This window comes from Pseudonocardia endophytica, assembly GCF_004339565.1.
GTDB classification, from domain to species: Bacteria; Actinomycetota; Actinomycetes; order Mycobacteriales; family Pseudonocardiaceae; genus Pseudonocardia; species Pseudonocardia endophytica.
This window is the reverse complement of record NZ_SMFZ01000001.1, coordinates 3,084,983-3,104,774: the sequence shown is the minus strand read 5'-3', so window position 1 is coordinate 3,104,774 and position 19,792 is coordinate 3,084,983. Positions and strand designations below refer to the sequence as shown.

The following is a 19,792-nucleotide window of genomic DNA, read 5'->3' as shown; positions in this document are numbered from 1 at the left end:
CGACAGTCTCAGGCCGCCGGGAGCTCGTCGATCGCCCGCTCGACGCGCTGCACGGACACCGGCATGCGGGTCTTCATCGGGTGCGCGAACAGCGACACCCGCAGCTCCTCGACCATCCAGCCGATCTCGTGCAGCTCCGCCGACGGTTCGACGCCGTCCGGCAGCGCGGCCAGCAGCTGCCGGTACTCCCGCTCGACCGGTGCGACCTCCGCACGCCACCGCGCGTCGCGGCCCGGGTCGGCGTGCAGCTTGTCCAGGCGCAGCTCCATCGCCTGCAGGTAGCGGCGGACGTCGCCGAGACGGGTCGCCCCCGCGTCGGTCACGAACCCCGGTCGGACGAGCCGGTCCAGCTGCGCGCGGACGTCGTCGACGCCGTCGCGGGTCGCCGGTCCGCGCATCTCGCCGAGCCGAGCCTGAACGCGGTGCCAGACCTCGAGTACCCCGCGCACCGCGTCGAGCACCTGCAGCGTCGTCGCCGGCAGACGCATGCGCAGGAGCTCGGCGAGCCGGTCGAACTGCTTCCGGTCGAACGGGTCCCCGCCGCCGCGGGCCATCAGGAGATCGGCCGCGGCCGTCGTGCAGTCGGACAGCAGGTCGTCCAGCGTTCCGTGCGGGTTGCGGGACAGGGCGAGCCGGGCGGCATTGTCCAGTCCACGTCGGACCTGCTTCACCGGCGACGCCGTGTTCCGCATCAGCAGCCGCCGGGCGCCGCGGTGGTGCGACGGGTCCCGCTCCGCGGCCGTCGCGAACACCCGGACGTCCACCGTGGAGCCACGGTCGAGCAGGCCGGGGAAGCCGGTCACGGTGTGCGTCCCGCGCCGGATCGGCAGCTCGCGGGGCAGCTCGCCGATCGTCCAGGCGGTCAGCCCGGTGGCCTCGACCTCGCTGCCCGCCGAGGCGAGCTCCTCGCGCACCTTCGGGGCCAGCTCGCGTCGCAGCTCCTCCAGGTCGGTACCGCGGGCGATCTCGGCGCCGCCCGCGTCGAGCACCCGGAACGTCACCGTCAGGTGCTCGGGCAGCCGCTCCAGCTCCCAGTCCTCGCGCCGGATCTCGACGTTCCGCATCCGCCCCAGCTCGCGCTCCAGCCCGTCGAGAAGCGGCTCGTCCCGCGAGCGCAGGCGAGCGAGCACGGCGCGCGCGTGGTCCGGAGCGGGGGAGAAGTTGCGGCGCAGCGTCCGCGGCAGCGTCTTGATCAGCGCGGTGACGAGCTCCTCGCGCAGCCCCGGCACCTGCCAGGAGAACGGCGTTGCATCCACCTGGTGCAGTGCGGCCAGCGGGACGTCGACGGTCACCCCGTCGGTGTGGTGGCCGGGCTCGAACGCGTAGGACAGCGGCAGCGTGAGACCGCCTGCGGACACGTGGTCCGGGTACGCGGACCGGTCCACGCCGCGCGCGGCCTCGGTCGCGAGCATCTCCTCGGTGTAGTCCAGCAGCCCCGGGTTCCGCTTGGACTCCGTGCGCCACCACGTGTCGAAGTGCTTGCCGGACACCACGTGGGCCGGGATGCGCTCGTCGTAGAACGCGAACAGCGTGTCCTCGTCCACCACGAGGTCGCGCCGCCGCGCGCGGTGCTCCAGCTCCTCGGCGTCGTCGAGCAGCTCGCGGTTGGCGTGGAAGAACCGGTGCCGGGTGTCCCAGTCGCCCTCGACGAGCGCGTGTCGCAGGAACAGGTCGCGGCTCACCTCGGCGTCGATCGTGCCGAACGCGACCGTCCGGTCCGCGACGAGCGGGATGCCGTGCAGCGTGACGCGTTCGGTCGCCACGGCGGACGCGCGCTTGCGTGACCAGTGCGGTTCCGAATATGTCTTCTTGACGAGATGTGCGGCGAGCGGCTCGATCCAGTTCGGCTGCACCGGCGCGACCGTGCGCGCCCACAATCTCGTCGTTTCGACGAGTTCGGCGGCCATCACCCAGTGCGGCGGCTTCCTGGCCAGCGAGGAGCCGGGCCAGATCGCGAACTTCGCGCCGCGTGCGCCGAGGTACTCGCGCGGCCCGCGCTGCTTCTCGCCCTTCTTCTTCTCCGCGAGCGGATCGACCATGCCGACCTGGGACAGCAGCCCGGCGAGCACGGACTGGTGGATCCGGTCGGCGTGCGCGGCCCAGTCGGGGTTGCGCTCGTTCAGGTCCATGCCCGACGAGCGCGCCGCCTGGCGGAGCTGGCCGTGCAGGTCCCACCACTCGCGCACGCGCAGGTAGTGCAGGTACTGGTCGCGCAGCTCGCGGCGGAACTTGCTGCCGGACAGTGCCTCCCGGCGCTCGTCGAGATGGTCCCACAGCCGCAGGTAGGCGAGGAAGTCCGAGCCGTCCGTCGAGAACCGGCGGTGCTGGGCGTCCGCGGCCTCGCGCGCCTCTGCCGGGCGCTCGCGGGGGTCCTGGACGGACAGCGCTGCGGTGATCACGAGGACCTCGCGCAGGCAGCCGTTGCGATGCGCCTCGACGAGCATCCGCCCCAGCCGCGGGTCGACCGGCAGCCGGGACAGCGACTCGCCGACGGCGGTCAGCGACCGCCGGTCCGGCCGGAGCGCGCCGAGCTCGTGCAGCAGGTCCAGCCCGTCCGCGACGGCCCGTTTGTCCGGCGGCTCGACGAACGGGAACTCGGCGATCTCGCCCAGGTCCAGCGCGATCATCTGCAGCACGACCGACGCGAGGTTCGTCCGCAGGATCTCGGGGTCGGTGAACTCCGGGCGGGCGTCGAAGTCGTCCTCGGCGTAGAGCCGGACGGCGATGCCGTCACTCGTCCGTCCACATCGGCCTGCGCGCTGGTTGGCCGACGCCTGCGAGATCTTCTCGATCGGCAGCCGCTGTACCTTGAGCCGGCGCGAGTAGCGTGAGATCCGGGCCGTTCCGGTGTCCACGACGTACCTGATCCCCGGCACGGTCAGCGACGTCTCGGCGACGTTCGTGGCCAGCACGACGCGGTTGCCGGCGTGCGGCTGCCAGACCCGCTGCTGTTCCGCCGTGGACAGACGTGCGTACAGCGGCAGGATCTCCGTGTTGCGGAACTGCCTGCGCTCCAACTCGTCCGCGGTGTCCCGGATCTCCCGCTCGCCGGGCAGGAACACGAGCACGTCGCCGGGTCCCTCGCGTTGCAGCTCCGCGACGGCGTCGCCGATCGCGGTGGTCTGCTCGCGGTCCGGGTCGGCGTCCGGGTCGTCGGGGTCGACGACCGGGCGGTAGCGCACCTCGACCGGGTACGTCCGCCCGGAGACCTCGACGATCGGTGCCGGGTCGGTCTCCGAGCCGAAATGCCGAGCGAAGCGCTCCGGGTCGATCGTCGCCGACGTGATGACGACCTTGAGGTCCGGACGTCGCGGCAGCAATCGCGTCAGATAGCCGAGAATGAAGTCGATGTTGAGGCTGCGCTCGTGCGCCTCGTCGATGATCAGCGTGTCGTACTGGGCGAGGTCCTTGTCACCGGCCAGCTCGGCCAGCAGGATCCCGTCGGTCATCAGCTTGACCATGGTGGAGTCGCCCACCTGGTCGGTGAACCGCACCTTCCAGCCGACCGCGCCACCGATCTCGACGCCGAGCTCGTCGGCGATCCGGGCGGCGACCGTGCGCGCGGCGAGGCGCCGCGGCTGGGTGTGGCCGATCATGCCGTGCACGCCGCGGCCCAGCTCCAGGCAGATCTTCGGGAGCTGGGTGGTCTTCCCGGACCCGGTCTCGCCGGCGACGATCACGACCTGGTTGTCGCGGATCGCCTCGGCGATCTCCTCGCGACGCGCGGTGACCGGCAGCGTCGCGGGATAGGTGATGTGCGGGAGGGCGGCCCGGCGGCGGGCGATGCGGTTCTCCGCGGACGCGACGGCACCGGCCACGCGCTCCTGCGCGCGCCCGTCGCGGGAACGGTCCAGACGGTGGCGCAACCGGTCGCCCTCGGCGGGTCCGAGTTCCTCGATCCGCTGTCGGAGCGCGTCCAGGGCCTCGCGGTCGAGTGACGGGACGGCGTCCGCGGAGTCGGACGGTGCGTCGGGGGCGGGGCCGGGCGCGGTCTGCGCGCCGCGGCCCCGCGGCGGGCGACGGCGCGGTCGCCGCCGCCCGCCAGGGCGGCCGCGCGCGGCGCCCTCCGGGTCGGGGGCGGCCTGCGCTGCGGCGTCGTGGCCTGCGGGTTCGGTGATGTCGTTCTGACGAGAAGTGCTGCGTCGTCCTCCGCGGGTGGATCCGGAGGATCGACCGGACTCGTCGGTGGGTCGACGGGAGTCTTCGGTGGGTCGACGGGAGTCTTCGGTGGGTCGACGGGAGTCTTCGGTGGGTCGACGTGAGTCGGAGGAACCGGGCCGCCCGCCGTGGTCCCGGCGGCCGCCGGACGTCGAGGCGGGAGATGTGGACATCGTCGTTTCAGTGTGCCTGGTGCGCCGGTCCTGCTCGAACCGGCCGCGATCATCGTGACCGGGTTCGCACCTGTCGTGCAATCGGATTAGGTGTCCGAACCGGGCGCCGGTCGCCTCGCGGCGAGGGGCACACCGCGGCTCCAGCCGGACGGTAGTCCGCGGCGGCTATTTCAATTGCGGCCCGGGGACTCGGCATCGCCCGGCTCGGACAGTCCTTCCAACGGGCGAGGTCGGCGGATCATTCCCGACGTGCCGGGAGATCTTCCGGGCCGGCGTCGACTATCGGCCCGCGCCCACTCGAAGACCGCGCCGACCAGCCGCGATGGTGGATCGCACGAACTCGGAGATCGGCGGCCACGAAGGAGAGTAGGGAAAGGCACCGACAGGAATCCGCGGTCGCAGGAGTGAGGGGGCACGGGGCGGCCGAGGGGTCGCCGCCCCGTGCCGGTCCTGGCCGGGACGGACCAGTGTGCAGGGCGCGGGTCACCCCGTCGCCACGACGATCACAACGACCGGTCAATCCCCAGGTGAGCGAGGCAGGGTCACGACGACGGTCGTTCCCACACCGATCTCGCTGGTCACCTCGAGCGTCCCGTCCATCGCCCCGACCAGCCCCCTGGCCAGCGGGAGCCCGAGACCGACGCCGGGGTCGGCCTCGTCGTCGGCCTCGAGACGGTCGAACGGGACGAACAACCTGCTCAGACGGTCGGCGTGGATCCCGCGACCGGTGTCCGCGACGGTGACGGTGACCGAGTCGCCCGCTTCGGCGCAGGTCACGTCCACCCGTCCGCCGGGCCGGTTGTAGCGGACGCCGTTGCCCACCAGGTTGATCAGAACCTGGCGCAGCCTGCGCTCGTCGGCGAGGACGGCGAGCGGCGGACCACCACGGGCGAGCTCGACGGACCGGCCGTGCGCCAGCGGCGACAGCAGGTCGAGGACCTCGCCGACGGCGGCGTCCGTGCCGACGTCGACGACGCTCAGCGGCAGCGCACCCTCCTCGATCCGGGCGACGTCCAGCACGTCGTCGACGAGCGAGAGGATGTGCTGCGCCGCTCCGGCGATGTGCTCGCGCGCGGCGACGGCCCGCTCGGCGGGCAGGTTCAGCGTGCCGAGCAGCTCGGTGAACCCGGTGATCGCCTGCAAGGGCGTGCGCAGTTCGTGACCGAGTGCGGAGACGAAGTCGGACTTCGCGCGGCTGGCCGCCTCGGCGGCCGACCGGGCCACCTCGGCCTCGTGCCGGGCCAGGCGCTCGCGTTGCGCGGCGCGGCGCTGGGTCAGGTCCAGGACGTTGACGCTGAGGTAGACCGCCTCGCCGTCGGCGCCCCGCACCTCGGACACGGCGACCGCGAGCTCCAGCTCCGCGCCGTCGGGCCGCCACGCCCTCGCCTCGTAGGAGGTTCCGTCGCCGACCGGGCCGGTGTCGGCGACACGGGTCAGGAGCTCGTCCAGCGGTCGTCCGATGAGTTCCTCGTCGGAGAGGTCGAACAGCTCGCGCAGGGCGCGGTTGACGCGGGTCGTGACGCCGTCAGTGGTGGTCAGAGCCATACCGGTGGCGCTGTCCTCGAACGCGCGCCGGAAGCGTTCCTCGCTCTCGGACAGCGCGCCGTAGAGCCCGGAGTGGTCGATCGCGACCGACGCCAGATGGGTCAGCCGCTCCACCAGCCGCTCCTCGCGGGGCGTCGGACGGTGGGTGCGGTCGTGGTAGACGGCGAACGTGCCGAGCACGCCGGTGCGGCTGAGGATCGGGCTCGACCAGCACGACCGCAGCCCGTGCGGGGTCGCGAGCTCGCGATAGGCCTCCCAGCGCGGGTCGGTCGTGATGTCCTCGGCGACGACCGGTCGCTCCAGGTAGGCCGCGGTGCCGCAGGAGCCCGCGTTGTCCCCGATCGACATCCCGTCGATGCACGCGGAGTACGCCGTCGGCAACGACGGCGCCGCGCCGTGGTGCAGGGTCCCGAACACGGCGTCCAGCAGCAGGACCGAGCAGCGCGACCCCGGCACCAGCTCCTCGAGCGACGTCGCGATCCCGGTGAGGATCTCCGACAGTGCGGCACCCGCCGCGATCCGCTCGAGCATCTCGGTCTGCCGGTCGAGCAGGGCGACGCTGTCCGCGTGGTCCAGATCGAACGCGGTACCCGCGACGGACATCAGGCCTCCAGGCGGTAGCCGACACCGCGGACCGTGCGCACGAACCGGTCGCCCGCCGGGTCGAGCTTGCCTCGCAGCCGGTGCACGTGTTCGGTCACGGTCGCCTCGCTGCACCACTCCGGCGTCGCGTCCCAGACGTGTTCGAGCAGCTGGGAGCGGGTGAACACCTGACGGGGGTGGCGGGTGAGGAAGGCGAGCAGGTCGAACTCGCGGGCGGTCAGGTCGACGGAGCGACCGTCCACGGACACCTCGCGGGACGGTTCGTCGACGACGAGTCCGCCGACGGTCGTCGGTTCCGCGGCCGGAGGCGGGGCGGAGCGGCGCAGGACCGACCGTGCCCTGGCGGCCAGCTCACCCGGCGAGAACGGCTTGACCAGGTAGTCGTCGGCGCCCAGGTCCAGCCCGACGATGCGGTCGGTCTCCCCGCTCCGGCCGGAGAGCACGATGACCGGCAGCTGCGGACCGCCGGACGCCTTCTCCTCGTTGCGCACCCGTCGCAGCACGTCCAGGCCGCCGACGCCCGGCAGCGACAGGTCCAGCACCACCAGGTCGGGACGCTCCTCACGGATCGCGGCGAGTGCGCCCCGGCCGTCCGGTGCCTGGGCGACCGTGAACCCCTCGGCCTCGAGCTGCCAGCTGACCATGGTGCGGACACGCTCGTCGTCGTCGACGACCAGCACCCGGTGCGGCATGCCATCGCCTCCTCGCCGAGTCCGGACGATCGTGCCGCGCGGGGGATGACCAGCGCAACGGCTGGCCGGCCCGTGTATCAGCGGCTCCGCGCTCGGTGCCGATGCGCGCTCCGCGGGCTCCGCGCTCAGTGCAGCCGGCCCACGCCCGCCAGGATCTGCACCGGGGTCTGCTCCGCGTTGCCGCGCCACTGCGACACGTCCACCACGCCCGGTTCGACGAGCGCGAACCCGTCGAACAGGGACTCGATCTGTTCCCGGCTGCGCAGGTGCATGCCGCGCGGCGTGCCCGAGTAACCGCGATGCAGCTCCGCCAGCTCGGACTCGCCGAGCCCCTCGGTGCTACCGGTGGACAGTACGAGCCACGAGCCGGGCACCATCCGCTCGCGGAACGCGGTGATCACCCGCTCCGGGCCGGGATCGGGGTTGAAGTGGAACAGCGCGACGGCCAGCAACCCGACCGGCCGTGAGAAGTCGATCAAGCGGGCGAGCTCGGGGTCGGTGAGCACCTGCTCCGGGTCCAGTGCGTCCGCCCCGATGACGCCGATGCCGTCGTCGGTGCCGAGCAACGCGCGGGCGTGCGCCAGCACGACCGGGTCCTCGTCGACGTACACGACGCGCGCCCCCGGCGTCATGGCCCGCGCCGTCTGGTGTGTGGCCGGCTCCGTGGGGACACCCGCACCGAGATCGACGAACTGGTCGATGCCCGCGTCCGCGAGGTGGCGCACGGCGCGGGTGAGGAACGCGCGGTTGTTGCGGGCCAGCAGCCGCTGCTGCGGATGGGCCTCGATCACCTGCTCGGCGGCCTCGCGATCGACCGCGAAGTTGTCCTTGCCGCCCAGGTAGTAGTCGTACATGCGAGCCGGGGAGGGGACGGTCGCGTCCACGCCGGGGGCGGCGTCGTCGGTCATCATGCGATCGTCCCACGTGTCCGGATCGGGCCCGGTGGCGGTCAGAGCGCCTCCAGGACCCCGTCCGTCCACACCGGCCACGCCTCATGGGCCCACGGCCCGAAGTCGCGGTCGGTCAGCACGACGGCGGCGGCGCGGGCGTCCGGATCGACCCAGAGGAACGTGCCTGACTGTCCGAAGTGGCCGAACGTGCGGGCCGAGCTCTGCGCGCCGGTCCAGTGTGGAGACTTGCCGTCGCGGATCTCGAACCCGAGTCCCCAGTCGTTGGGGCGCTGGCGGCCGTAGCCCGGCAGGATCCCGTCGAGGCCCCCGAACGCGACCGAGGTGGCCTCGGCGACGGTGCGTGGGTCGAGCAGCGTCGGGGACTGCAGCTCGGCGGCGAAGCGGGCGAGGTCGTCGACCGTGGACACGGCGCCCGCGCCCGGTGAGCCCTTCAGCCGGGTGGACGACAGGCCGAGCGGCTCGCAGACGGCCTCGTGCAGGTAGTCGGCGAACGCGATGCCGGTGGCCTCCGCGACGGTGTCGCCGAGCACGGCGAAGCCGGTGTTGGAGTAGATCCGCCGGGTGCCCGGATCGGCCTGCACAGTGTCGTCGTCGAACGCGAGGCCGGAGACGTGCGCGGCGAGGTGGCGCACGGTCGAGCCGGGCGGGCCCGCCGGGTGGTCCCACTCGACGGCGCCCTCCTCGACCGCGACCAGCACGGCGTAGGCGGACAACAGCTTCGTGACCGACGCCAGCCCGAACTCGCGGTCGGTGTCACCGGCGTCGGCGACGACGGTCCCGTGCGCGTCGACGACAGCGGCCGCGACGTGGTCGACCGGCCAGTCCAGGACGCGGCGGACGGCCGTGGCGAGCTCAGGCATCGCCGTACACCGGGACCAGGGCGCCGCTGACCGGTGCCGCGTCGTCGCTGCACAGGAACGCGATCACCTTCGCGATCGCCGCGGGCGCGACGGCACGCGCGACCATGTCGTCGTCCATCCAGGACCGGTTGGCCGGGGTGTCGATCACCGACGGCAGCACCGAGTTGACCCGGATCCCCTGCGTGCGCAGGTCCTCGGCGAGCAGTTCGGTGAGCCGGACGACGGCCGCCTTCGTCGTGCCGTGCACGAGCGGCGCCGCGCCGGTGACCGCGGTCCGCGAACCGACCGTGACGATCGAGCCGCCGCCGGCCGAGGCGATCCGCGGGGCCGCGGCCTGGGCGGCCCAGAGCAGCGACCCGACGTTCGTGTCGAACAGGCCGGTCAGCGCCTCCTCGTCCACCTCGGACAGTGCGCCGCCCGCGTAGCCGCCTGCCAGCGCGACGAGCGCCCCGACCGGCATGCCCAGCGCGTCGACGGCCTCGAACGCCGTGGCGACGTCCGTGCGGTCGGCGAGGTCGACCGCGATCGGCTGTACCTCGCCGGTGACCGCGAGCGAGTCGAGGGTGTCGCCGGGCCGGTCGAGCGCGACGACGTACGCGCCACGGGAGCGGAACTCGTCGACGACGGCGCGGCCGAGCGCCCCGGCGGCCCCGGTGACGACGGTGGCGTTCTGAGGGCTCATGCGCGCCATCGTCGCACCGGGGATCCTGGGCCGGTGGGCGACATCCGGATCGGCACCTCGGGCTGGCGGTACCCGCCGTGGCGCGGGACGTTCTACCCGGAGGGCCTCGTGCAGCGGCGCGAGCTGGAGTACCTGTCCCGGTCGGTGTCCAGCATCGAGATCAACGGCTCGTTCTACGCGCTGCAGCGCCCGGACAGCTACCGGTCCTGGTTCGCCGAGACACCGGACGACTTCCTGTTCTCGGTGAAGGGGCCGCGCTTCGTCACGCACATGAAGCAGCTGCGCGATGTCGAGACACCGGTCGCGAACTTCCTCGCCTCCGGCGTGCTGACGCTCGGGCCCAAGCTCGGTCCGGTCCTGTGGCAGCTGCCGCCGCGGATGCGGTTCGACGCCGCCAGGGTCTCGTCGTTCCTGCACCTGCTGCCGCGCAGCACGTCCGCCGCCGCGTCGCTGGCGCGGAAGCACGACGAACGGCTGGACGACCGGGCCGTGACCGACACCGACACCGATCGGCCGCTGCGGCACGCGATCGAGCCGCGGCACGAGTCGTTCCGGGACCCTGCGTTCGCCGCGCTGCTGCGTGAGCACGGCGTCGCGCTCGTGCTGTCCGACTCGGCCGGGGAGTGGCCGGTGTTCGACGAGCCGACGGCCGACCTCGTCTACGTCCGCCTGCACGGGCAGGACGAGCTGTACGCCGGGGGCTACACGTCGGAGGCGCTGGACCGGTGGGCGGAGAAGATCCGCGGCTGGAGCGGGGAGGGCCGCGACGTCGTCGCGTACTTCGACAACGACGTGAAGGTGCACGCCCCGAACGACGCGATGGCCCTCGCCGCCCGGCTGGGATGACTCCGCACGGCCCTGCGGAGCGGGGACTGTTCGGTGCTGTACAGCTACCCGAACGGGTGAAGAAATCGTTATCTCATCCTCAAGGTTGTTGAGCGGGCGGCCGGCGCTGATACGGGCCGTGCCGGGCGCTCGACAAGCCGGACGTGACCACTCCGCAGAACCCCTACGGCCCGCAGGCCCAGCCCGCCCAGCCGTACGCCCCGAACTCCTACCCGCGCCACGCCGCCCCCGCGACGCAGTGGAACGCCGGTCCGCAGCAGCCGTTCCAGGCGTCGATGTCGACCGGGTACCCGCAGCAGGGCGGCTACGCCCCGCAGGGCAACCACCCGCAGAGCCACGACCGGCAGAGCTACGCCCCGCAGGGCCCGGCACAGGGCTACGGCGGCTACGCCGGTCCGGCGTCCGGCCCGCACGCGCGCCAGGACTTCAGCGCCCCGGCCGGTCTCCCGCAGCAGCCTGCGGCCGGCATCCCGGCCCAGCGCTCCGGTGAGCCGCCGCTGCCGCAGTATCCGTCCGGCGGCGGGCAGCCGCCGCGTCCGCCCCGCAACGGTCTGGGCACGACGGCGCTGGTGCTCGGCATCCTCGCCGTGCTGTTCGCGATGATCCCGATCATCGGCATGATCGCATGGCCGCTCTCGATCCTCGGCCTGATCTTCGGCATCGTCGGTGTCGTCCGGCTCCGGTCCGGCAAGGCGGACAACAAGGGCGTGGCGATCTCCGGCACGGTGCTCTCGGCGATCGGCCTGATCCTCTGCGTCGTGTGGGTCGCGGCGTTCAGCAACGCGGTCGCCACCACCCCGGCGCCGTCCACGGGCTCGGTCCCGGCGTCGTCCGGCAGCACACAGTCCGGCGGCGCGTTCCCGGGTGCGACGACGAGCGATGTGATCGGCAAGCCGGGTGAGACCCTGACCGTCGGCGACATGCAGGTCACCGCCAGTGCGCTGAAGCCGGGCGACTCGACGCTCGGCAAGACGCTCTGCACGACCGTCACCTACAAGTACAACGGCTCCACCACCGGTTCCTTCAACGGCGGCTTCGACTGGAAGCTGCAGGACCCGAACGGTGCCGCGCTGATGACCGGGTTCACGGGCAGCGACAAGGCCCTGTCAGCCGGGCAGCTCGCCCCCGGTGGCACGACATCCGGTGATGTGTGCTTCGACCAGAACAACGCAGCCTCCGGCCAGTACGTGCTGCTGTACGACGCGATGACCTTCTCCTCCGACCGCGGCGCCTGGCTGAACCAGGTCGGCTGACCCCTCCTCACCGCGCGCTTCCGGACCGCGCCGGTGGTCACGCACAACAGCGGTCCGGTTCCATGAGGCCCTTCCCGGGGACGCCCGGGGAGGGCCTCAGGCGTGTCGGGACCCTGTGCGGCCCCGACGTCCCGACCTGACGCCCGACCTCGCAGGGGCATACCCGACGCCGCAGATCGTGCACGACCTGCGAGAACCGGCAACGCCGTGCGAGGTCGTGACGCTTCTAGGCCGGACAGAACGGCGGCGCTACTCCGTTCGGTCGTCAGTTGTGATGAACCGGGTCTCGTGAGGACAACGCCGGACCGGGCTCGCGCGACTCACCTGTCGTGACCACCTCGCAGAACACCTCTCACAACACCTCGACGGCGCCGGCCGGCATGCCGGTCATCCCCGCCCAGAGGCAGGGCGACGACACCAGCGCATCCCCCACCCCGCGTACCCGGCGCAACCGTGTCGGCTCGGTCGTCCTCTCCGTCGTGGCCGCCGCCGGCCTGGTGGTGGCGGTCCTGCTGATCGGCCCGGCCCTCTCCCCGGCGCCGGTCACGACGAACGGCAACGCCGGGGACACCCTGACCGTCGGCCAGCTCCGGATGACCGCGAGCCCGTTGACGGCCCGTGAGTCGATGTTCGGCCCCACCCTGTGCTCGACGGTCACCTACCGGAACGTCGGCTCGTCGCCGGAGAGCATCGACGCGATGTACGACTGGAAGCTCCGGAACCCGTCCGCCCGCACCGTGTCGACCGGACTGCTCGGTACCGACACCTCGCTCGCGGCCGGACAGCTCGCCGGGGGCCGCACGACCACCGGCGAGGTCTGCTTCGACCGCACGGCGGCCGAGTCCGGCCGGTACCTGCTGCAGTTCGCCCCGATGGGCTTCTCCGCAGAGCGCGCGGTCTGGACCGACCAGGTCGGCTGAGCTCGCCCCACCGCTCCCGGACCGCGGTGGTCACGCACGACGCGGTCCAGCTCCATGAGGCCCTTCCCGGAGTACCGGGGAGGGCCTCCGCACGGGCGATCAACCGACCTCGCAGGGCTTCGTCCGACCTCGCAGGCCGTGTAGCGCCTGCGACGTCCGGTGATGCCCTGCGAGGTGGCGGCTGACCCGGGTGCGGGGGGCGACGGGTGAGCGAACGGCGGCCGCCGGGGGTTCGGCTGCTCAGAGGTCCTTGCGGTAGCGCCGGAAGTCGCACGGTCGGGCCAGGCGCGGGCCGAGTCCGGGGTGGACGGTCGCCAGGTCGTTCTGGCCCACGAAGCGGTAGCCCAGGCGCCCGTACCAGGCGGCGAGGAAGTCCTTCGCCGGGTGCGGGCCGTCGCGCGGGGCCATCAGCTCGAGCTCCATGACGGTGCGGCCGGTCGCGCGGGCGGTCTGCTCGGCGAACCGGACGAGCTCGCGGCCGATGCCGGTGCCCCGCTGCGAGGAGTCCGCGGCGAGCAGACCGAACTCGGCGGTCGCGTCGTCGACCATGCGGACGCGGACGCACCCGACGACCCGCGAGTCCACACGGGCCACGGCGAGCTCGCCGTCGCGGGTGTGGCGAACCAGCTCGTCGGGGTTCGTCCGGTGGAACGGCTCGGTCCACAGTCCGGTGTCGGCGACCGTGTAGACGGCGTTGACCATCTCGGCCAGCGACGCCATCGCCGCGCCGTCGCGGGCCGCGTCCGCCGGCAGGAACGCGACCCGGGCCGGCGCGGACACGCCGGTCAGCGGCTCGCCGCCCGTCGGTACCGGGCGGTCGCCAGTGGCGCGAACACCAGCACCACAGCCGCGGCCCAGATCAGCGTGTACAGCTGCGGGTGCTGCAACGGCCACGCCGTCGACGGCACGGCGAGCGGGTTCGGGTCGGGGTTGCCGAACAGCTCCCGCGCGGCCTGGGTCACCGCGGAGACCGGGTTCCACTCGGCGAACGTCCGCAACGGGCCGGGCAGCGTGTCCAGCGGGACGAACGTGTTCGCCACGAACGTCAGCGGGAAGATCACGATGAACGACGCGTTGTTCACCACCTCGGGGCTGGGCACGATCATGCCGATCAGCGCCATCAACCAGGAGATCGCGTAGGCGAAGATCAGCAGGAGCACGAAGCCCCACAGCGCCTCGAGGACCGACGTGTTGATGCTCCACCCGACGATCAGGCCGGTCAGCGACATCACCACGAGCGTGATCACGTTGTAGAGGACGTCGGACAGCGTCCGCCCGACGAGCACCGCACTCGGCGCCATGGGCAGCGAGCGGAACCGGTCGATGATCCCCTTCTTGACGTCCTCGGCGAGCCCGACGCCGGTGAAGGTCGCCCCGAACACCACGGTCTGCGCGAAGATCCCGGCGATCAGGAACTCGCGGTACCCCGCACCGCCGCCGCTCGGGTCGATCGCGCCGCCGAACACGAACGCGAACAGCAGCACGAACATGATCGGCGACAGCGTCGTGAAGACCAGCAGGTCCGGCACCCGCTTGATCTTGATGAGGTTGCGCTTCGCGACGACCGTCGCGTCCGAGATCGCCGCCGCGGCCGCGTTCATCCGGCCACCTGCTTCCCGACCGGTTCGGCCGCTGCGTCGTCCGTGCTCTCGGCGCCGTCGTCCGAGGACGGCGGGTGGCCGGTGAGGGTGAGGAACACGTCGTCCAGGGTCGGGCGGCGCAGGCCCGCGTCGTCGACCTTCGTGCCGCTGTCCCGCAGCCGGTCCAGCGCGTCCCGCAGCACGTCGACCCCGCCCGAGACGGGGATGGACAGCGAGCGGCGATGATCGTCGAGCACCGGCTCGCCGACCCCGAGCGACCCGAGCGCGGCCGCGACCGACCGCAGCTCCGCGCCGTCGGCGACGGTGATCTCGAGGCGCTCGCCACCGACCTGCGACTTGAGCTGATCGGCCGTGCCCTGCGCGATGACCTTTCCGTGGTCGATGACGATGATGTCGTCGGCCAGCACGTCGGCCTCCTCGAGGTACTGCGTGGTGAGCAGCAGCGTCGTCCCGCGCGAGACCAGCTTCTTGATCACGTCCCACAGGTCGGTCCGGCTGCGCGGGTCCAGCCCGGTGGTCGGCTCGTCCAGGAACAGGACCGGGGGATCGGCGACCAGCGCGCCCGCCAGGTCCAGTCGCCGTCGCATCCCGCCGGAGTACGTCTTCGTCGGACGGTCCGCCGCGTCGCTCAGGTCGAAGTCGGCCAGCAGCTCGCGCGCCCGCTCCCGGGAGTGCCGCCTGCCCAGCCGGTAGAGGCGGCCGATCATCTCCAGGTTCTCGTAGCCGGACAGGTACTCGTCCACGGCGGCGTACTGCCCGGACAGCCCGAACCTGCTGCGCGCCTTCGCAGGCTCGGCCAGCACGTCCACCCCGGCGACCTCGGCCGTCCCGGCGTCCGGCACCAGGAGCGTCGTCAGTACCCGTACCGCGGTGGTCTTCCCGGCCCCGTTCGGCCCGAGCAGGCCGAGCACCGTGCCCTCCGGGACGGCCAGATCCACCCCGTCCAGCGCCCGGACCTTCCCGTAGTGCTTCACCAGCCCCGTGGCGCGGATCGCGTCCGCCATCCCGGCTCCCCTCGCTGTCGGATCCCGTGCGGACCCGGCAAGGATCACTCTGCCCGAGGGCACCGACAGTTTCGAGCGGGTTCAGCTCGCCGGAGCGGGGTGGCGGGCCGCGTGCGCCAGCAGCATCCGCCTGCCCACGACCATGAGAGCCGCCGAGACGATCATGCTCACGGCCGCGACCGACCAGGCGACCGGGAACGACGCGTGCGCGGCCAGCCAGCCGAACACGATCGGCCCGCCGAAGCCGCCCGCGTACACGCCGACCTGCACGATCGACGTCGCAGCCGCCGGAGCCGACGGGTTGAGCCGCACCACGGCGAACTGCAGCAACCCGGGCCAGGCCCATCCGAGTCCGAACGCGAGCACGGTCCCGACGACCAGGGCGGACGATCCGGGTACGGCCAGCAGCCCGAAGCCGATCGCGCCGAGCGCCAGGCTGATCGCGACGACACCGATGTGCCCGCCGCCGCGCCGCTGCGACGTCCGCCGCGCCTCCTCGCGGCGGTCGGCCCACCAGCCGTGGAACATCCGCATGGCGAGGCCGATCACGCTGCCCATCGTCAGCACGAGACCGGCCAGGCCCGGGTCGACGCCGCGGTCCACGGCGGACGCGACGAGGAAGATGCCCAGCGCCGTCGCCGTCCCCGCCGCGAGGCCGGACGCGCCGCCGATCACGCCGAGCGCCGCCGTCGCACGCTGTCCCGGCGCCGGTCGTCCACCGTCGGGGGCCGCGTTGCCGCGCGGCGTCGCGGTCAGGGCGGCCAGCGCGAGCACCGCGCCGATCGCGTAGGCCCAGCGCCACCCGACGGTCAGCGCGACGGCCGGGACGGCGGCGCCGGCCAGCAACGTCGCCGTCGGGATGGCGGCCTGCTTCACGCCGAACGAGAGCCCCATCCGTCGTTCCGGCACCGACCGCGCCAGCGTGAGGTTCGACGACAGCTGCCCCATGACGTTGCACCACGCGCCGCACAGCAGGATCGCGACGAGCGAGCCGTACGACCGCGCACCGACCGCGAGCACGGCCATCAGCACGGCCGCACCGACGACGGCGATCCGGCTGGTCACGCGCGACCCGAACCGCTCGACGACCATGCCGACCGGCAGCGAGAAGAACGCACTCACGCCGAAGTAGAGCGCGACGACCAGCCCGAGACCGGACGGGTCGAACCCCAGGTCGGCCGTGAGCTGCACGGACAGCGCGCCGGTGAGGAACACCGGCAGCACGGACACGGTCGTCACCGCGACCGCTCCCGCGGCGACCCGGAACGCCCCCGGCGTCGCCGTGTCCGGTTCCGTCGCAATGCTCACGATGAGCAACGCTAACCGATTTGCGGGCCGGGCGGACGTCGATCCGGTCACCCCGGATGCGCGGCTCCCCCCGAGGTCGCCGAGGCGCCGTTCGTTCCCATCCGTTCAATCGGTCGGGCGCTCGGCGGCCCTACGGTGCGTCCATGACGGATCTGATCCCGTACCTGGCGGCGCGCGACGCCGCCGCGGCCATCGCGTTCTACGTCGATGCGTTCGGCGCGACCGAGGTTGCCCGGTGGACCGAACCCGGGACGGGGAAGATCGGGCACGCGGAACTGGAGATCGGCGGTCGCCGGATGTTCCTGGCCGACGAGTGGCCCGAGGGCGGTGTGCTCGCCCCGCAGGACGGTGCGGGCACGCCGGTGTCCCTGGTGCTCGACGTCGACGACGTGGACGCCGTCTTCACCCGCGCCGTCGAGCTCGGGGCACGGGTCGAACGCCCGGTCACCGACGCGCACGGCGACCGCGGCGGGTGGCTGTTCGATCCCGCCGGTCACCGATGGAGCATCGTGACCAGCGGGCGCGAACTGAACCGCGCCGAGCTGCAGGAGCAGATCGGCACGGCCTACGAGATCACGTGAGCTCCGGACCTCAGTCCTCGATCGTGATCGCGGCCTTGGGGCAGCTGCGCGCGGCCTCCTCGACCTTGGGGCGCAGCGCCTCGGCGGGCGTCTCGTCGAGGATGTAGAGGTAGTCGTCGTCGCGGACCTCGAACACCTCGGGCGCGGCGGCCATGCACATGGCGTTGCTCTCGCACAGGTCGAAATCGACGTTCACCTTCATGGTGACATGGTGCACCCGCGCGGGCGTCCGCGCTGGACTGAGCGTGCCCTGACCTGCGGTTATGTCTACCTAACCCGGTGCAGGATCAGGGGTGCTCCGCGGTCGCCGCCGCAGCCGTCCTGGCCGGTGCGGGAGCCGGCTCGGGCAACGTCGGCGGCGGGGTCGTGCGCGGTACGGCCGCGCTCGTCCCGTGCTCGGCCGAACGGAGCAGGACCGGCGTCCGCTCCGTCAGCGACGCGGTCGCCTGCCGGCCCGCGTCCAGGCCGCGCGTTCCCGACGTCAGCAGCGTGGCGGCCGTGAGGGCCACCACCAGTGCGACGCCGGCCGTGAGTGCCACGATCCGTGCGGTTCGGGTCCCGTCCATGGGATGCCTCCGGTGTCCGACGACGACCGCAGGGGAGCCCGGGGAGCGGGTGCAGCCGTCGAACCCCTATCGACGGCCGCCCCCGATCGTGTTACGCGCGGGGTACTACTCCTTGCGGAGCACCGGGCGGAGCGCGTCGAGCACGTCGACGCTCTCGATGGTCGACGGCACCGGCTCGTCGTCGCCGTCGGCGATCCCGCGCATGGTCTTGCGGAGGATCTTGCCGGAGCGGGTCTTCGGCAGGCCCTGCACGATCGCGACGTCCTTCAACGACGCGACGGCACCGATCTGGTCGCGCACCATCTGCACGAGCTCCCCGCGCAGCTTCTCCTCGTAGCCATCGGCGGCACCGTCGATACCGGCCTTGAGCACCACGAACCCGCGCGGGACCTGCCCCTTCATCGAGTCCGCCACGCCGATCACGGCGCACTCCGCGACGTCGGCGTGCGAGGCAAGGACCTCCTCCATCCCGCCGGTGGACAGGCGGTGGCCGGCCACGTTGATCACGTCGTCGGTGCGCCCCATGACGAAGACGTAGCCGTCGGCGTCGAGGTGCCCGCCGTCCCCGGTGAGGTAGTACCCGTCGAAGGCCTGCATGTACGACGACAGGAAGCGCTCGTCGTCGTTCCACAGTGTCGGCAGCGCGCCGGGAGGCATCGGCAGCTTGCAGACGATCGCGCCGTCGGAGTCCGGGCCGCAGTGGTTGCCGTCGGCGTCCAGGATCTGCACGTCCCACCCCGGCATCGGACGGGTGGGCGATCCCGGCTTGATCGGCAGCAGTTCGATGCCGGCCGGGTTGGCGGCGATCGACCATCCGGTCTCGGTCTGCCACCAGTGGTCGATCACCGGGATCTTCAGCAGGTCGGACGCCCACCGGTAGGTCTCCGGGTCCAGCCGCTCGCCGGCCAGGAACAGGTAGCGCCAGTTCGAGAGGTCGTACTGCCTGGTGAACTCGCCGTCGGGGTCCTCCTTCTTGATCGCCCGGAACGCGGTCGGTGCGGTGAACATCGACTTCACGTTGTTCTCGGCGATCACCCGCCAGAACTGGCCCGCGTCCGGCGTGCCGACCGGCTTGCCCTCGTAGAGCACGGTCGTCGCCCCGGCCAGCAGCGGCGCGTAGACGATGTAGGAGTGCCCGACGACCCACCCGACGTCGGAGGCGGTGAACATGGCCTCGCCCGCGCCGACGTCGTAGATGTTGGGCATGGACCAGGCCAGCGCCGTCGCGTAGCCGCCGGAGTCACGCACGACGCCCTTGGGCTTCCCGGTCGTGCCGGACGTGTAGAGGATGTAGAGCGGGTCGGTGCTCGTGACCGTGACCGGGTCGGCCGGGGTCGCGTTCGCGACGGCGTCGGCCCAGTCCACGTCCTTCTCTCCCATGGACGCCTCGGCCTGCGGGCGCTGGAGCACGACGTTGCGGTCCGGCTTGTGCGTGGCCAGCTCGATCGCCTTGTCCAGCAGCGGCTTGTACTCGATGACCCGCTGACCCTCGATCCCGCAGGACGCGGACACCATGACCTTGGGGGCGGCGTCGTCGATCCGGACCGCGAGCTCCTTGGCGGCGAACCCGCCGAACACCACGGAGTGGATCGCGCCGAGCCGCGCGCAGGCCAGCATCGCGACCGCGGCCTCCGGGACCATCGGCATGTAGAGGACGACCCGGTCGCCCTTCTCCACCCCGAGGTCGCGCAGCACGCCGGCGAACGTCGCGACCTCGTCGCGCAGCTCGGCGTAGGTGTACGAGCGCTTCGTGCCGGTGACCGGCGAGTCGTAGACCAGCGCCGTGCGCTCCCCGTTGCCGGCGTCGACGTGCCGGTCCAGCGCGTTGTGCGCGACGTTCAGCTCGCCGTCCGGGAACCAGCGGTAGAACGGCGGGTTCGCGTCGTCCAACGCGCGGGTGGGCGCCACCTGCCAGTCCAGGACCCCCGCGGCCCGCAGCCAGAACCCCTCGCGGTCCTCGACGCTCGACCGGAAGATCTCCTCGTAGGTGGTCACGCCGCCTCCTTCGTCGCGCTCGGCTGGTGAGCTCCGACACTATTGCCCACCACCGACAGTTCGCAGCTCGCCGCACGGTCGGGTACCCCCACCC

At 72.4% G+C, this 19,792-nt stretch carries 17 protein-coding genes; 4 read left to right on the top strand and 13 right to left on the bottom strand.

Annotation, left to right across the window (positions count from 1 at the left end; all coding sequences use genetic code 11):
* Window positions 1-8 precede the first annotated feature (8 nt).
* The 6 genes from hrpA to EV378_RS14180 form a co-directional block, all read right to left on the bottom strand.
* Entirely contained in the window at window positions 9-3,920 is a 3,912-nt protein-coding gene (gene hrpA / locus EV378_RS14205; protein ID WP_279389648.1) for an ATP-dependent RNA helicase HrpA, read from the bottom strand.
* A gap of 927 nt (window positions 3,921-4,847) precedes the next feature.
* Window positions 4,848-6,479: a sensor histidine kinase gene (locus tag EV378_RS14200; RefSeq protein ID WP_132425106.1), complete on the bottom strand. Its 1,632-nt coding sequence runs from the start codon at window positions 6,477-6,479 to the stop codon at window positions 4,848-4,850.
* Window positions 6,479-7,171 (bottom strand): response regulator, encoded by a 693-nt coding sequence (locus tag EV378_RS14195; protein ID WP_132425103.1) that lies wholly within the window; start codon window positions 7,169-7,171, stop codon window positions 6,479-6,481. The genes EV378_RS14200 and EV378_RS14195 overlap by 1 nt, the downstream gene beginning before the upstream one ends.
* 125 nt (window positions 7,172-7,296) lie before the next feature.
* A complete protein-coding gene (locus tag EV378_RS14190) occupies window positions 7,297-8,079 on the bottom strand; it encodes an SAM-dependent methyltransferase (RefSeq protein ID WP_165922283.1) in 783 nt (260 codons plus the stop codon).
* Window positions 8,080-8,120: 41 nt separating this feature from the next.
* Complete coding sequence (locus tag EV378_RS14185; protein ID WP_132425097.1) at window positions 8,121-8,942, bottom strand: serine hydrolase domain-containing protein; 822 nt, start codon at window positions 8,940-8,942, stop codon at window positions 8,121-8,123.
* Window positions 8,935-9,624: an SDR family oxidoreductase gene (locus EV378_RS14180; protein ID WP_132425094.1), complete on the bottom strand. Its 690-nt coding sequence runs from the start codon at window positions 9,622-9,624 to the stop codon at window positions 8,935-8,937. The genes EV378_RS14185 and EV378_RS14180 overlap by 8 nt, the downstream gene beginning before the upstream one ends.
* Before the next feature lie 33 nt (window positions 9,625-9,657).
* Here EV378_RS14180 and EV378_RS14175 point away from each other — a divergent pair, with 33 nt between their 5' ends.
* The 3 genes from EV378_RS14175 (at window position 9,658) to EV378_RS14165 (ending at window position 12,643) form a co-directional block, all read left to right on the top strand.
* Entirely contained in the window at window positions 9,658-10,470 is an 813-nt protein-coding gene (locus tag EV378_RS14175; RefSeq protein ID WP_132425091.1) for a DUF72 domain-containing protein, read from the top strand.
* A gap of 143 nt (window positions 10,471-10,613) precedes the next feature.
* Window positions 10,614-11,723, top strand: coding sequence for a DUF4190 domain-containing protein (locus EV378_RS14170; RefSeq protein WP_132425088.1), 1,110 nt, complete (start codon window positions 10,614-10,616; stop codon window positions 11,721-11,723).
* 329 nt (window positions 11,724-12,052) lie between these two features.
* Window positions 12,053-12,643 carry a hypothetical protein gene (locus tag EV378_RS14165; RefSeq protein ID WP_132425085.1) on the top strand — a complete coding sequence of 197 codons (591 nt, stop codon included), beginning with the start codon at window positions 12,053-12,055 and terminating at the stop codon, window positions 12,641-12,643.
* Window positions 12,644-12,883: 240 nt separating this feature from the next.
* Here EV378_RS14165 and EV378_RS14160 read toward each other — a convergent pair whose 3' ends face one another.
* The 4 genes from EV378_RS14160 to EV378_RS14145 form a co-directional block, all read right to left on the bottom strand.
* Window positions 12,884-13,423, bottom strand: a complete 540-nt coding sequence (locus tag EV378_RS14160; protein WP_243653449.1) for a GNAT family N-acetyltransferase — start codon at window positions 13,421-13,423, stop codon at window positions 12,884-12,886.
* A gap of 5 nt (window positions 13,424-13,428) precedes the next feature.
* Complete coding sequence (locus EV378_RS14155) at window positions 13,429-14,244, bottom strand: ABC transporter permease (RefSeq protein ID WP_132425082.1); 816 nt, start codon at window positions 14,242-14,244, stop codon at window positions 13,429-13,431.
* The gene (locus EV378_RS14150) at window positions 14,241-15,248 is read right to left on the bottom strand and encodes an ATP-binding cassette domain-containing protein (protein WP_132425079.1); all 1,008 of its coding nucleotides are present in this window, start codon (window positions 15,246-15,248) and stop codon (window positions 14,241-14,243) included. Before EV378_RS14150 ends, EV378_RS14155 begins: the two co-directional genes overlap by 4 nt.
* A gap of 81 nt (window positions 15,249-15,329) precedes the next feature.
* A complete protein-coding gene (locus EV378_RS14145) occupies window positions 15,330-16,556 on the bottom strand; it encodes an MFS transporter (protein WP_243653448.1) in 1,227 nt (408 codons plus the stop codon).
* A gap of 143 nt (window positions 16,557-16,699) precedes the next feature.
* On the opposite strand from EV378_RS14145, the gene EV378_RS14140 reads away from it, so the two are divergent.
* Window positions 16,700-17,137, top strand: a complete 438-nt coding sequence (locus tag EV378_RS14140) for a VOC family protein (RefSeq protein ID WP_132425073.1) — start codon at window positions 16,700-16,702, stop codon at window positions 17,135-17,137.
* Window positions 17,138-17,147: 10 nt separating this feature from the next.
* On the opposite strand, the gene EV378_RS14135 is transcribed toward EV378_RS14140, so the two are convergent.
* The 3 genes from EV378_RS14135 to EV378_RS14125 all read right to left on the bottom strand — a co-directional run bounded on the left by EV378_RS14135 (window position 17,148) and on the right by EV378_RS14125 (window position 19,698).
* Window positions 17,148-17,339, bottom strand: a complete 192-nt coding sequence (locus EV378_RS14135) for a ferredoxin (protein WP_132425070.1) — start codon at window positions 17,337-17,339, stop codon at window positions 17,148-17,150.
* Between the two features lie 85 nt (window positions 17,340-17,424).
* Entirely contained in the window at window positions 17,425-17,703 is a 279-nt protein-coding gene (locus tag EV378_RS14130) for a hypothetical protein (RefSeq protein WP_132425067.1), read from the bottom strand.
* Window positions 17,704-17,808: 105 nt separating this feature from the next.
* Window positions 17,809-19,698, bottom strand: coding sequence for a propionyl-CoA synthetase (locus EV378_RS14125; protein WP_132425064.1), 1,890 nt, complete (start codon window positions 19,696-19,698; stop codon window positions 17,809-17,811).
* Window positions 19,699-19,792 lie beyond the last annotated feature (94 nt).